The organism is Akkermansiaceae bacterium (assembly GCA_024233115.1).
Classification (GTDB): Bacteria; Verrucomicrobiota; Verrucomicrobiia; order Verrucomicrobiales; family Akkermansiaceae; genus Oceaniferula.
Genome location: JACKQB010000008.1, coordinates 54,577 through 67,673 on the forward strand (window position 1 = coordinate 54,577; position 13,097 = coordinate 67,673).

General features: G+C 51.4%; 15 protein-coding genes. 9 read left to right on the plus strand and 6 right to left on the minus strand.

Going from position 1 to position 13,097, the window contains the following annotated elements; translation table 11 throughout:
* The first annotated feature begins 17 nt into the window (after positions 1–17).
* The 9 genes from H7A51_19055 (at position 18) to H7A51_19095 (ending at position 7,160) form a co-directional block, all read left to right on the plus strand.
* Positions 18–680: a hypothetical protein gene (locus tag H7A51_19055; protein MCP5538318.1), complete on the plus strand. Its 663-nt coding sequence runs from the start codon at positions 18–20 to the stop codon at positions 678–680.
* Positions 677–2,368, plus strand: a complete 1,692-nt coding sequence (gene tadA, locus H7A51_19060) for a Flp pilus assembly complex ATPase component TadA (GenBank protein MCP5538319.1) — start codon at positions 677–679, stop codon at positions 2,366–2,368. Before H7A51_19055 ends, tadA begins: the two co-directional genes overlap by 4 nt.
* A 12-nt stretch (positions 2,369–2,380) precedes the next feature.
* Positions 2,381–3,517 carry a type II secretion system F family protein gene (locus H7A51_19065; GenBank protein MCP5538320.1) on the plus strand — a complete coding sequence of 379 codons (1,137 nt, stop codon included), beginning with the start codon at positions 2,381–2,383 and terminating at the stop codon, positions 3,515–3,517.
* Between the two features lie 41 nt (positions 3,518–3,558).
* The gene (locus tag H7A51_19070) at positions 3,559–3,981 is read left to right on the plus strand and encodes a hypothetical protein (GenBank protein MCP5538321.1); all 423 of its coding nucleotides are present in this window, start codon (positions 3,559–3,561) and stop codon (positions 3,979–3,981) included.
* A gap of 96 nt (positions 3,982–4,077) precedes the next feature.
* Positions 4,078–4,512 (plus strand): type II secretion system protein, encoded by a 435-nt coding sequence (locus H7A51_19075; GenBank protein MCP5538322.1) that lies wholly within the window; start codon positions 4,078–4,080, stop codon positions 4,510–4,512.
* A complete protein-coding gene (locus tag H7A51_19080) occupies positions 4,463–5,044 on the plus strand; it encodes a hypothetical protein (GenBank protein MCP5538323.1) in 582 nt (193 codons plus the stop codon). Before H7A51_19075 ends, H7A51_19080 begins: the two co-directional genes overlap by 50 nt.
* A gap of 45 nt (positions 5,045–5,089) precedes the next feature.
* Positions 5,090–5,944: a hypothetical protein gene (locus tag H7A51_19085; protein ID MCP5538324.1), complete on the plus strand. Its 855-nt coding sequence runs from the start codon at positions 5,090–5,092 to the stop codon at positions 5,942–5,944.
* A 9-nt stretch (positions 5,945–5,953) separates the two neighbouring features.
* A complete protein-coding gene (locus H7A51_19090) occupies positions 5,954–6,682 on the plus strand; it encodes a hypothetical protein (GenBank protein MCP5538325.1) in 729 nt (242 codons plus the stop codon).
* Between the two features lie 4 nt (positions 6,683–6,686).
* A complete protein-coding gene (locus tag H7A51_19095; GenBank protein ID MCP5538326.1) occupies positions 6,687–7,160 on the plus strand; it encodes a hypothetical protein in 474 nt (157 codons plus the stop codon).
* A gap of 94 nt (positions 7,161–7,254) precedes the next feature.
* Here H7A51_19095 and H7A51_19100 read toward each other — a convergent pair whose 3' ends face one another.
* The 6 genes from H7A51_19100 to H7A51_19125 form a co-directional block, all read right to left on the minus strand.
* The gene (locus H7A51_19100) at positions 7,255–8,274 is read right to left on the minus strand and encodes a hypothetical protein (protein MCP5538327.1); all 1,020 of its coding nucleotides are present in this window, start codon (positions 8,272–8,274) and stop codon (positions 7,255–7,257) included.
* Positions 8,275–8,295: 21 nt separating this feature from the next.
* Positions 8,296–8,886 (minus strand): hypothetical protein, encoded by a 591-nt coding sequence (locus H7A51_19105; protein ID MCP5538328.1) that lies wholly within the window; start codon positions 8,884–8,886, stop codon positions 8,296–8,298.
* Between the two features lie 36 nt (positions 8,887–8,922).
* Entirely contained in the window at positions 8,923–9,609 is a 687-nt protein-coding gene (locus H7A51_19110; protein MCP5538329.1) for a hypothetical protein, read from the minus strand.
* Between the two features lie 115 nt (positions 9,610–9,724).
* Complete coding sequence (locus H7A51_19115; protein ID MCP5538330.1) at positions 9,725–12,061, minus strand: hypothetical protein; 2,337 nt, start codon at positions 12,059–12,061, stop codon at positions 9,725–9,727.
* Positions 12,058–12,597: a prepilin-type N-terminal cleavage/methylation domain-containing protein gene (locus tag H7A51_19120; protein ID MCP5538331.1), complete on the minus strand. Its 540-nt coding sequence runs from the start codon at positions 12,595–12,597 to the stop codon at positions 12,058–12,060. Before H7A51_19120 ends, H7A51_19115 begins: the two co-directional genes overlap by 4 nt.
* Positions 12,594–13,010 (minus strand): hypothetical protein, encoded by a 417-nt coding sequence (locus H7A51_19125; GenBank protein ID MCP5538332.1) that lies wholly within the window; start codon positions 13,008–13,010, stop codon positions 12,594–12,596. Before H7A51_19125 ends, H7A51_19120 begins: the two co-directional genes overlap by 4 nt.
* Between the last annotated feature and the right edge of the window lie 87 nt (positions 13,011–13,097).

The window sequence follows — 13,097 nt, forward strand, 5'->3', positions numbered from 1 at the left end:
AACATTCCTACCCTTACGTGAACCCCAAACCTCAATACGCAAATGAGGAGGCATTACCATTAGTGCCCGACCAAACGGCCCACCCTGTAACTCCTCCTAAGCCAGCCCCGGCCCAGCACAGCAATTTTGCTGCGGTGGCCCAGGAGGTTCCCATGGCTCTGCAGCATGCCCTGATCCGCACGCTGGCAATGATGCAGCAGCACAATCTGGCTTCCGCCGAGGACTGTAGCCAGGTTGCCGCCAAGGTGCGCCGAAACTGGGAGGCTGGGAAAGGTTCTGACCCGATCGATTGTTTGGCCCGTCTACGGGCAGGTGGTGGAGATATGCTCGATGCCAGTGTCGAAATGATTTCCTCGAAAATGGCTCACACGTTGCCGTTTGTACCGACGCGTATTCCCTTTGCCGGTCGGTTGATACCTCCCACAGCGTTTTACGAAAAGAATCCGAAGATGGAGCTATTGTGCCGTTTGATGCTGGTGCCCATTGCCTACGCAGAGGACCTCGACATTCTCGCCGTGGCAACGATCAACCCGTATTTCGCGGATGCCATTTCTGCGGCGATCATGGATTACGTCAAGGCAAAGGCCGGTATTCGCCCGATCATCAGTGTCATCAGGCTTGATTATGTGGGGTGGGCAAAAATGTGCCAGAAACACTTTAGAGAGGGGGTGGGGTCATGATCGAATATGACGGCATACGTTTCAACTCGCTGATCAGCAGGCGTATCATGCAGACCCTTGAGGAGCATGATGCCTCACTCAAGGACATCGATCCGGGCCAAATTGAGGCCAAGGTCACCAAGAGTGTGTTCATGTCGGCGATTGCCAAAATCAACAACATGCCATTCTTCCCGAAAGTGGCCGAGTTTTGCGAGAGCTCGTTGTTGGAAAAATGTGATCCGTCGGTCCTGACCCGTGGCGGATTTTCGCCGCTTTGCATTGACGAGCACCGGATCATTGTCGCCATTTCCAACCCCTGGAACCCGGCGGCTGATGAATACATCGCGATGCGGTTTCCCGATTTTGAGATTGTTAAAATAGTCACACTGACCTCGGAAATCAGTCGGTCTATCGAGGCGGTTGCGAGCAATGCCGGTCCTAGCCGCGATGAGCTTGAGGCCATCGAGGTAGAGGACACGGATGACAAGATCAAGGATTTCAACGTCACCAAGGATTACGAAGAGCCCATGGCCCAGTTGATCGCAACGATCATGGCCAGTGCCGTTAAGCAGCGCGCGTCCGATATCCATTTCAAAGTCGAGAAGGAGTCATTCTATTACGCATTCCGGGTGGATGGAGACATCGGGAAGAAAACAGAGCTGCCCATGAAGCTCAAGGACCGGCTCGATGCCTATCTTCTCAATCTGATGAAGCTGCCTGCGGAAATCCGTAATACGACACCGGGTATTTCCGGTCGCTTTACCATTTCCTATTACCGCCGCCCCATCGATATCCGTTACGAGCGTCACCGCACCTATCGTGGTTATCACATCACCATGCGTCTGCTCGACAAGGGACACCTTGATGTGACACTCGGTAAAGGCTCCCTTGCCTTTGATGACGCTACCTTGTTAGCCATGGACAAGGTGATGAAAATCCCGGCTGGAATTATCGTGATGAGTGGCCCAACCGGCTCCGGTAAATCCACCACACTGAACGCCATTCTTCGTGAGATGAACACGCCGGACGTGAACATACTTACCTTGGAGAACCCGGTTGAGGATGAGATTCCCGGCGTTACCCACTGTGACCTGAAGCACCCAGGGGAGTTCAAGCCCATGATCGCCAGCTTCATGCGTAGTGACCCCGACATTATCCTGATGGGGGAGGTGCGCGATATCGAATCCGCTGAATTGGCCATTGAGGCAGCGGTGACAGGTCACAAGGTACTCACCACCATCCACACTCCCCGTGCATCCCAGATCATCGAGCGTTTTGAACAATTGGGAATTGAACGGTGGAAGATTGCCCAGACGTTGAAAGCCGCCTGTGCCCAGCGTCTCATCAAGATCCTGTGTCCTTATTGTAAAATTGAAGCGCCCGGTATTGGTGACAAGGACCGGGCGATCTATGGTTTGGATGAGTCGTGGGCCAAACAACCGGTCTTTAACCACCTGCCGGATGGATGCCAGGAATGCCATGGCTCAGGGTATGCGGGGCGGACGGCTATTCTGGAGATCATTCCGATCACCCCCAAGGTTTCTGATATGCTGTCAAAGGGTGAAATCACACCCTACGAACTGGAATTGAAAATCCAGGAAGAAGGTATCCTGCCCAACCTGCGTAACAACGGTTTGAAGCTCTTACGGGAGGGCAAGACGGATTTAGCCGCGATTGGTAAGATGATCGATATGAGCACGGATGAATGATGATGTTAGCCAATGAGTGAAGCCACGACCATACCACGTAACACCGTACGTGCCAGACCCAACGCAGCCGCAAAGCCGAAGCCGCAGTCGAGCTTGTTTGCGCCCAAGGTCAAGCCGTTCAAAAAAAAGGAGTTGGTTCAGATGTTCCGTTCGCTGGCCTCGATGTTACGCGCCCAGATCAACACGGCTGATGCGATTAAATACTACGCCCATGGACACCCTAACAAGGATCTGGTGACCTCCCTGAATCAAATCCATGCGGATGTCAACAAAGGTATACCCATCCATGATGCATTCAGGAACTCCAAGCGGTTCGATGACATGACGATCGGTCTGATCCAGGCGGGTGGGGACGCCGGTCAGCTCGACACAGCCTTTTCCGAGTTGGGAAAACGGATTAAAAGCGACATGTTCTTCCGGAAAAAAATCCGCAAGTTGATCATGATGCCCTGCATCGTCATACCTATTCTGATGGGCGCGTTTATCGCTTCGCAGGTGAAAATCGTACCGCAGGTGGAAAAGATGATGTCCGGCATGGAGGCGAAGGGCCTGGTGAAGCTTTCCTTCGAGGTAAGCCACGTGGTCCGGAAAATCTGGCCGATGGTGGTGCTGGGTATGCTGGCGATCGTCATCACGATTTGGAAATCAACGCCGGTCAAAAATACAATCACCAACCTGGCCATGGCGAAATTCAGGGTGGTCAGGACGATGATCATGAGTCTGCGCCAGATGACGATGCTGTCGACCATCCGATTGCTCTATTCCAACGGAATCAACCTGGCGAAGTCCTTGAGGGTGGCTGCAACCAGTGTGAAAAAAACCCCCTTCTACGCTGAACTGCTGAAAGCGGCGGACATGTATGAAAAATCGGGGGTCCCCCTGTCCTCGGCATTCGCCAAATACACCTCGGTGGACCCCCAGGTGGTTCACATGCTGGCGATCGGTGAGAAATCAGCATCCCTGGACACCCAGTTGGCGATGTTGTCCGAGATGTTTGAGGAAGATGCCGAGCAATTGATGGACGATTTCAGCCAGTTCATCAGTCTGATCGTGATGATCATCGCGGTGATGCTGATTGCGGCAGTTTTCCTCGGAACCTTCATGCCCATCTTCATGATGGGACCACAAATGATGCAGGAAGCGATGTAGAGAACTGACGGGCTGGATGATAGAAATATTTTTCCCTTTCCATGCAACTTACCAAGTTAGACAGATGGTTGAAGGAGCGTTTCATTTATGAGACGCACATCTTCACGCTCAGGCTTCCCGAAGAGGGCTTGCCTGCTGGCACAACGGTGTCTGATCTGGATCAGAACAAAGGGGGGGACTACCGGCACCGTATTGTAATTAAAGACAACAAACTCGCCGAGCAAGTAATTGCCCAGTTGCGAAGTTGCCATATCATGCACGCGACACATGTCGTCGAAGGGAAAAACTGGTATAATAAACGCATCGCCCCAAGTGGTAAAAGCTTTACCTATATGTGGGTATTCAGGTTTTTTGCCCTCATAGGAATATGCTCTGCGGGCCTTGGTGTCATGAAACTTTGGCAGAATGAGACGCTGAAATCGACAATCATGGATACGATCAATGAACTCAAGACAGGCCTCTAAACAGGCCTCAAGATACCCATAAAAGGGGTTAAAATACCCTGATATTTAAGTTTTTTTTATTTTCAAGCCTAGCTAGTGTGCTACTCTATTGCAGGAATGTTGATAAAGCACATCCATAGAGAGAGCAGGGCTACTTGCATCGTCGGTATCAAGCGGGGTCTAACACTGATTGAGATCACCGTGGTAATCGTCATGCTGATGACATTGATCGGTATGTCGATGTTTGCCGTCAACGGCTACAAGGAATGGGAACTGGCCACTGAGGCAACTCAGCAGCTACGCAAAGTCTACAACGCCCAGCGGACATATCTCGCCGAGCATCCCACAGAAAGCGTCAGCTCCTTGACCGCAGCCAAGCTGATTCCGTATCTGTCTGATAACTCGACATCCCTGCCCACTGCCGAGGCACTGGACGGTAGTACGCTCACGGTGAAAGTTTCAGTATCTCCTCCTGTCTTGATCGATGGTGGCGGAAACAATTATGACCCATCTGGAGATACTGATGACGGACTCTGGGATGTTGGCGGCTAATGGAAAACTGATCAATATGAGGCAGCACTACAAAATACGAACCAACCTGATACTGACTGTATTGTTATCAGTGCTGGTCGCGACTGTCTGCGCCGAGGATCGCCCAGCCCAATTGCCCGAAACATTTCGTTTCATCGGCCACTACAAGCTCAACTCAAAAATCAGGGTGGAAACAGGTGAGTCGATGCCCGTGGTCATTTCGCCACTTATCTATCGTGTTTACAGTGACGGCATAGATATTCGTGTATATTGCCGCAGTGCGGATGAGGATAGTTTTACAACATATGAGATTTACCGCTCCGACGGGATTGGAGTGGCTCGCCGAACCGGGGAGATTGATGTGGTCGCTGGCGTGCAAGCCTATTGCACCAAGGGTGAAATGATCAGGCAGGTCAGTGTTACCAGAAACAGCCTCACGATGGTCAAAATGCCTCCGCGCTCGCATCGGGTAGTTGTGACGCGTGCAGTGGCAATCAAACCACCGAACGAGCAAGCCAGTAATAAACCAACAGGGGAATCAAGCACGCCATAGCCTGCGAGCATTGCTGATAAACCGCCCACTTCCTTTTTCCAACCTATGAAAGTTCCACTAGAGCCTATTCCTACTGAGCAAATCGTTCTGGTAGAAAAAGAATCACCTCGTGCCGAGATCCGGGTGCGAGACTGTGATGACAAGGGCCAGGGCCGGCCAACCAGCCAGCTCGACAAGGCGTATCCCTGGTTGTTAGGTATAAGCACATGCCTGTCTGCTCTGCTTTGCTGGATGTATGTCACCAAACCCGTGATCACCCAAAGTCATGGTGCAGGGGTCGATCAGCAGCCCCCACAGACCGGGGTCACGGCAAGTGCTGCCGCAAGCGTAAACGATCCAACAGTAAAACCTGACGGTCATACCGATAACCGAACTGAATCACCACAAGCATCCCTGGTTCCTTCCGACAGCAGCCTGCCGGGGGAGCAACCTTTGTCCACGAAAGCCGAACCCACAAGCGCGGCAAGCCCGGTTGCGGTCAATCCCGGCATACTGGCCAAATCCGATGCCGGCAAAAGTGCGTCCGATGTGGGTTTGGGTTGGGAATCCACCAATTTGAAGGTGCAACACATTCTCAGTGCTGACTCCGGCGATGGGGAGCTTGAGAAAATCGTGCTCAACGTGCCTGTTCTCTACGAGACAAGAACCATGCGCTGGACGCCTCAGGATATAGCCCAGGCACGTAATGTGATGGGGCGCCTGATGGTCTATGAGCGCAACTTGAACAACCTGCGCAAAGAGGGGCAGGCGATCTTGAAGGACTGGAACAGGCTGTTGGAAAACACGGTGCCAGCACCTGCGCTCCGGGCCGACAGTCCCTCGTTACCATACAATCACGGTCAGGGCAGCCAATCGGGTTCCTTGCCCGACAGCTCATCGGTGATCAAAGTTGAAAACTAAATAGTTCCCATGAAAATTTCACGAATATCCAGAACAAGTTACTTGGTAGCCATTGCATTGTTCGGGCCTCTTTTATGTTCTAACATTTTGGCCCAGACAGTTCCAAGATCAGCGGCAACACAAGACGATAACACGGTATTGGTCGACCTCACCGACGGCGCGGCATCAAAAACAACCGTGTCGAAAAATGGTGCAGCAATCACGAAGGGCTCACAGCCCAGTGAGGCTGGTGGTGTTGAGAAAAAAACCGAGCCCTCAGACAAGCCTGCAGGTGTTGAAAGTCCCGCAGCCAAATCTGGAACTACTCACAAGACAGCTGATGAGGGGATCCAGATCCATATCGAGAAATCTACCGGGAAATCCGGTGCCCTAAACCAGCCGGGTGCGGTGAAGGTCTATTCCCCGTGGCCAGCCAAACCGATAACGCCAGCACCTGCCGGTTGGAAATTTGCACCGGCACCGACTGGACTCAAACCTTACAAGACGACGATTACACTCGGAAGCGGCAACACCGTCGACCTTTCAATCACACCATTTGTTCTGGTTCCTCATAGCGATGGACTCAATGCCATCCGTATTGCGGAGCCAGGATATGATCCCGCCCTGCAATACGCGCAGAAAGACACTGTCGGAACGATGCTGCAAACATCGACTGCGGAATTAGAGGACCACGAAAAGCAGGCGGCCGAGGCCATCAGCCGTTTACAACAATTACTATCATCCTTACCTCAGCAATAAACCCATGAACGCAATCACCCTATCAACCACCACTCTGGCGCTGGGCGTCATGATTGGTATCACAGCAACACACCGCCACCAGGTGAACACTCTCGTGGAGCAGGGGCTGCCTACAAGAACCACACCTGCTGAAACACCCGTCTACGAGGTTGTGCCCACGCCCGAGCCGAACCAACCGGTGACGCTGGCTGCTTCTGACATCGCGCCCCGACAACGTCCGATCATCCCTTTGGTGATGGAAACGGGCAACTCTCGCGACGACGCCCTGCTCGAAATTCTCGCCGCGATCCGCAATGAGCAGAAAACCATCCGCAGGCAGATTTCAGAAAGTAACCGTGACCTTGATGAGTTGACCTTCCGAGTCGACTCCCATAGCGATTCCTTCAAGCCATTGCGTACCGACATCGTGCGGCCCAAGCCACTTGAATCAGGTACACAGCAACTTGGTGATGCTGGTATCTTGCCACCCAAACCATAGTCGATGCGATTGTTGGCGTGGCAGCCAATCAAACAAAAGCCCCGTTGCCTGATGGCAGCGGGGCTTTTTATGAGAACGATTTGCGGGCAGAGGTCTATTCCGAGGAATTTACGTTTCCGTTAATTTTGATACTGCGTTTTATTTTTAGAGGGTAAGTCTGATCGAGCAAGTCTGCGCCCCATGGAGTCTCATGGATGAGTTCAACGGTGTAGGTGCCGTCTTCAGGGACTTTGGAATCGAGCTCCTCCAACACATAATTACGGTCAACAGGGATGGCATCATTGATACTGACGTAGCTGGTGTTTATGTTGAGCACCTCAGCTGGGTTAGCGTTGGGTGCACCCTTGTAGACCCTCAAGTAAGTCGTGCTGGAGGGGTAAAGGTCAGTCAGATCCACAGTGACATTTGGTATTTTAGCGTATTCAATAGTAGGATCGATACCGGAAATGGATCCTTTGGCGATCGGCCAGATCTGCACACGTTTGGTGGCTAACAAACTGGCGTCGGGAGCTATACCCCAGTCGGGGTTCGAATAGATGGAAAATATTTCCTCTCCTCGTGCATCAGGGAGGTTGGTCGACTGAATCTGAGTGTAAATATTTGCGATCCGATGTGTACCGTTTGCCGTCACGGCGTCATGGTCATGGACTTCCCAGGTTGCGTTCTCCGGTACCTCGGTGCCTCCCGCGTCATAGACAGTGTGGCGGTGATCGAAGACAACCGATTTGGCAGCATCCTGAACGTCATCATCATCAGTAACCAAACCGGTGACTACGTATTCTACTGTGAAAGGCTTGTCGACCCGGGTGCGGGGAATTGCTTCGTAGGGATCGCCGCTGGTGATCTTAATCGTTGATTGTGGATGGTAACTTGAGACCGTTTTCTCATCGAGGAAGTAGGGGGTGTTGTCCTCGTTTTTGATGGTGTAGAGGCTGTAGCGCACACTTCCCAACACACCTCGTGTGTCGATGCGGGTGCCTTCAGGGTCGACGATCAATGTGTATTGAGTGCCGTCCTCGTGTTCTACCCTGATTTCGTTGGTATATCGATCGTCGGCTTGTGTCAGACCAAATGCACACAACGTACAGGTAAGGGTGATAAATGATTTTTTCATGGCTGGTTCAGTGATGTGGGTTTACTGGGGGCCGAGTTTATTCGGTTTCTTATTTCCGTTTTTCGGATCTACTGTTGCTTTGTTCGGATCCTCTGGGGGGAGAAGGGCCTCAGCTTTGACGGTGATCGGTTGGCGATGGTAGGTGGCGACCACGATTTTATTAAGACCTTTATAGGCTTCGATTGCCTTTTGGTCGACTTTCTCTTTTCCCTTGGCTTGGGCCATGGACACCTCATGAGTGTGGATCCACCCGCCGTTTTTCTGTAGAAAGAGGGGCCAGTGTAGTAACTTGCCTTTAGGTTTTTGTACAATCTTATCCTTCAAATGAGGGGGGACATAGATGACCGCATTCTTTGGCACCATACCCCAGTAGCCTCGGTATGAAAACAGGGTGGAAATGGCAAAGAGATCACGTTTTCTGATATTCACCAGTGGCTTGATGGGCTTACGCTCTTCACCGTATCGCTCGATTTCCTGCTCCTTCCGGGTTTTGGCCAATTCCTTGTGTGAAGGTGGTCGTGTGGCTGCTACTGGTTTTGGGGCACTCTTGTCTTCCTCGCCTAAGCAAGGAAGGGCAAGAGCGACAATGGCGAGTGTGGTGATTGTTTTCACGGTGGGTTGTGGTGATAGAGATTCGCGTTTTGCTTGTTAGTTATTAACCTTGGTGAATCGGACTAGGATGATGGTGTCCTGCAAGTCGAAACCATAATGGTTTGGATCACTGTGGGTAAGTTCTGCCGCATAGATGATGTCTAGTGGGCCGAGGGCAAGCTTGCCGTTTTTGATGTACGGGCGCATGTACTCGGAGGCCGATGTCTGATGCTGATATCCGGCGGCATTGTTAGGAGGCGAATCTCCATCCATAAGTACCTCGATATTGTCCGAGGGATTGTAATAATAGTCGTAGCCGCTCTGGTTCAGTTTGGCGCAGAAGCGAATTCTCTCACCTGCATTGACAATTCTATCGTCATAGATCCTGGTCGGATTTACGTCACTTCCTACACCGGTGTAGATATGCTGCCAGCCGCTAGAGGAGTAGTGAATATAGGATTTGGCCGGGTACTCGCGACCAGACTGGTCGGTAATACCAACGCCGATGACATAGACCTGAACGCGTAATTTGCATTTTGTGACGATGTCGTCGTCGGGTTCGATATCGATCACGGTAGTCACTGCCGATGGGTAATCAATTTCCCAGGATAGTTGTGGAGATACGCCCTCTCGGACGGTGTTCTGGTTAACGTTGAGTGTTCCCACGGGAACCAATGGGTCTTCGCCTCCTGCGTATCCGGCAAGAAGCAGGCCGCATGCTGTCATGCTTGTTATCGTTTTCATGTTGTTTGTTGTTAGGGTGTTGCTGGTAATCTCTGGAGGGAGAAAGTCTAATTAGGTAGTTTTGATGATATAATAATATAAAAAATAATGAAAAGTTAAAGAAAAATATAATGTATTATTGGGTCATAGAAGTGCCGACACCATCCTCAGCAGGAGAGAACTTGGGGTGAATCTCCCTGACGACCACCATCCAGTTCATCATGGTAATGGGGGGGAGGGCTGCTGGATTTACAATGGGGTGAAGGTCGGCTCTGATATTTTCAGGGATAACTTCATCATCCGGACCTGATTTGAGGTCGGCGATGCGAGTGGGTGAGCTGTTGCCTTTGGCCATGGATCCGATTTGCCCTTCGATGGTGACAGGAACGGCTGTTCCGGAGTCACCGTAACGTTTTTCCGGGGCGAACATAGATAGAGGGGGGTAATATTCTTCTCCTGAAGGAACAGTGACACCTGAGGGCGGTGTAGTGGATGTGATATTGGTATCGTCCGCGATGATGAGTCTCAGGTTGGTAACAATGGAAAAGCCTTTGGTATATGCCGTGAAGTCTTCAGCTTCTGTGAGGATGACTGCAATGTCATCTGCTTCGCTTGGAAAAGAAGGTTTTCTTATCGATGCATTACCAGGATAGTCAACGTTGATAGAGATACAATTGTTAGTTGTGTATTGATCTGCGCCCTTGCTTGCCAGGTAATCTTTTAGTCGATCTGAATAGAATGCGATAGCTGGTCGGCCGCTGGAGGTTGTTTTGATATGAAATGGGAATGCCTCACCATCTGCGGTGGCGGGATCTGGCCAAGAGTCACCTTGGATAAACTCCTCGCTGGTCATGGTGCCGTTGGCGCTGTAGCTAAACCTGATGGCGGTCGGGGTTTGGTTCGTGCTGGAAGCGACATCAATGACATCCATGCGCATGGTGCACTGTTTGGCGCCGATGCTGTAATAATCCCATGAGGTAGGCGATACCGAGTTGGTTCCCTCCCACGAGCTTCCGGTTCCCGCATAACGGTCATAAAAATCGAGACCGCGATTGATGGGGATGAAAGCAACGCGGCCACCATCCGAAGCAGAGGAAATCGGGAAAACCTGCCCTTTTGATTCTGCAATTTCCCGCGCATGGCTAGCAAAGGGATTGTTGCCTGCACCCGAGCCCGTGGTGCCGCCGATGTTGGATCGATTTGAAAGGCTGACACCTTTACGGCTGGAAAGGTAGTCGGCGGAAAACGAGCCTTGGGTCTTGATTTTCTCAGCGAATATACCGCCCTCAGTCTGGATGTTTGCCCAAGCTGTCCCATCGGCATGTTTACCCAGGGCCGTGTAGGATGATGCGTTGATTGCCAGTTGGGAAGGCACTTCATAGAGCGAGATCAGGTATTTTTTAGTGCGCAAGGTCAGTTTGGTTTTGTCCTTGTCGTTGCGCGAATGTCCCAGCTCGAATGCCCACCAGTTGTGCTTGGCGATCAGGCGATTGTTGTTCTGGTAGTTGAAATGGACGTTCGGTGCTAAAACCCTGTTGTATAATGGGTATTCGTCGACATTGTCCGCTACCCATCCCGTGGCTGTCTTGCCATACTGCTTGGTGTAGGAAACCATGGGGTAGTGGGAGTCGATGACGTAGTCTTCCGATGTGCACTCAAGTGGGGGCGGATAAGAAGAGCTGGCAGCCTGGTTGGTACCGCTGGTTACAAGGTTGCCAGTCACACCTGGATCCGGGTTCGCGATTACGTTATCCTCGACCCACTGACGTTCTGTTTTTTCCACCCAGTATCCTTCCACATAGGTTGGCTCTGTCCAATATCCCTCTACGGTCTCGCCTTCTTTCCAGTATCCTTCCACCCAGTAGCGGAATTCACGACCATACCACCAGAAAGAGATGTAGTAGCCGTCCACCCATTCGCGTGGTTTGGTGTAACCATCCACCCATTCGCCGGGGATGGTGTAGCCGTCGACCCACTCGCGGACGGTGATGTCCTCCCAGTGGCCCGTGACTTCATCGCTTTCCGGTCCCTGGTAAGCGGCTTTCGCAAGTGGTGTAACGACTTTACTTGCGTCGACTTGGGTATTGGTCACGTTGGCATTCCGGAGCGTGTCCAGGCCAAGGCTCTGTGCAACATCAGGGTCGACCGCGCTGTGGGAATTCGAAATAGAAAGAGCTTCTTCCATGATGGCTTCCCAGCTTAGTTCATCGCGGATGGTCATGGAGTCATCCTGCATGCAAATCATGGCTTTGTTCGGGATGATGGTTGTCAATGCCCGTAAAAATGCATCCTCACGTTGCTGGTAGTCGTTTTTTTGCAGGATTTTTTTCTCAACTGCTTGAGACTCCACGGTGTTTTCATACATCGAGACCAGAATAATGAGTAAGCCCATGCCTACGGAAATGACCACAAGGATGGATGAGAATCCTGCGTGGAGTTTGCTTTTTGAGGTGAGAGTATGATTGATTTTCATCGCTGTGTAGTGGTTGAATAGATGATTTCCTCAGCATTAGGCCCGGTTAGCTTAATGCGAAGCACGCCGTTTTCTACGTAGAAAACGGCATCTGTTAGTTGTGTGGAAATACTCCACTGCGGTGAGGCGACGGCTAGACCAGCCATGCTGCTAACATGGTAGTAATTAAGATGGTTCGTTGAGCTGTTAAATGCAATGACCCCAAAGCTACTTCCGCTCTGGTCACCTGCGTCTTCAAACTTGAGGGCAAGCACTTTGCCGTTTTCAATCACAGAGTTGTTGCCAGCTGTAGCATCAGCCAAGGATTCATACATTCTGAAAAAGTTGGCTCTGGTTACGATGCGGTTCAGGGTGTTGTTGATCTGTGGTGCCTCGCTGATCAGGAAGTTCTGGGCCTTGAGTATTTTATAGGAAGCCAGTTGCTGGTTGAACATCGTCAGAGCCATAGTGGCAACCATCAAACCAACCACAATGGTCACGGTCATTTCGATGAGCGTGAAGCCTGAATTTGGTTTGTTGTGTAGGTCGGTTTTCATTGACTTCTAACCACGGTTCTGGATTTGACGTATTCGTCGTCACCAATTGTATATGTTAGGTGACTTTGAATTTGCCAAGTTTCGGTTTCCGATGGGTTTGTGATCGTAGTGCCTGTGCCGCCTGCTGCCGGTAGATTATTGTCGTCGGCGATACGGGTTCGGATGATTGTCGCCATGATCGGTGTGCCGCCTGGGAATTTGCCGATTTCAACCTCAGTGGTTTTTCTTGATGGGTAAACAGGCCAGGGCGAGTCGTTGTCCACGAGTTCCTCGAAACTGATACGCTCCGCATAGGCTTGTTCGTAGCTGATGTAGGAATCGGAAACATTCTGGTAGATGATCCACTGGCGCGGTGCCATCAGGTCAATGCTGCTCTTCAAGACAACCAGTCCAATGGTAGCGAGAATTGACATTGCAACAGTCATTTCGACTATCATGCTCCCGCGTCGCAGCTTGCGTTGTACGGAGGAGAGGCGGGGGGATCCGACCTTGCCATGTGA

Excerpts from the sequence above, each read along its gene's own strand:
- tadA (MCP5538319.1), top strand. The coding sequence starts at position 677 with ATGATCGAATATGACGGCATACGTTTCAACTCGCTGATCAGCAGGCGT.
- H7A51_19065 (MCP5538320.1), top strand. The coding sequence starts at position 2,381 with ATGAGTGAAGCCACGACCATACCACGTAACACCGTACGTGCCAGACCC.
- H7A51_19070 (MCP5538321.1), top strand. The coding sequence starts at position 3,559 with ATGCAACTTACCAAGTTAGACAGATGGTTGAAGGAGCGTTTCATTTAT.
- H7A51_19075 (MCP5538322.1), top strand. The coding sequence starts at position 4,078 with ATGTTGATAAAGCACATCCATAGAGAGAGCAGGGCTACTTGCATCGTC.
- H7A51_19080 (MCP5538323.1), top strand. The coding sequence starts at position 4,463 with ATGACCCATCTGGAGATACTGATGACGGACTCTGGGATGTTGGCGGCT.
- H7A51_19085 (MCP5538324.1), top strand. The coding sequence starts at position 5,090 with ATGAAAGTTCCACTAGAGCCTATTCCTACTGAGCAAATCGTTCTGGTA.
- H7A51_19090 (MCP5538325.1), top strand. The coding sequence starts at position 5,954 with ATGAAAATTTCACGAATATCCAGAACAAGTTACTTGGTAGCCATTGCA.
- H7A51_19095 (MCP5538326.1), top strand. The coding sequence starts at position 6,687 with ATGAACGCAATCACCCTATCAACCACCACTCTGGCGCTGGGCGTCATG.
- H7A51_19100 (MCP5538327.1), bottom strand. The coding sequence starts at position 8,274 with ATGAAAAAATCATTTATCACCCTTACCTGTACGTTGTGTGCATTTGGT.
- H7A51_19110 (MCP5538329.1), bottom strand. The coding sequence starts at position 9,609 with ATGAAAACGATAACAAGCATGACAGCATGCGGCCTGCTTCTTGCCGGA.
- H7A51_19115 (MCP5538330.1), bottom strand. The coding sequence starts at position 12,061 with ATGAAAATCAATCATACTCTCACCTCAAAAAGCAAACTCCACGCAGGA.
- H7A51_19120 (MCP5538331.1), bottom strand. The coding sequence starts at position 12,597 with ATGAAAACCGACCTACACAACAAACCAAATTCAGGCTTCACGCTCATC.
- H7A51_19125 (MCP5538332.1), bottom strand. The coding sequence starts at position 13,010 with ATGTCAATTCTCGCTACCATTGGACTGGTTGTCTTGAAGAGCAGCATT.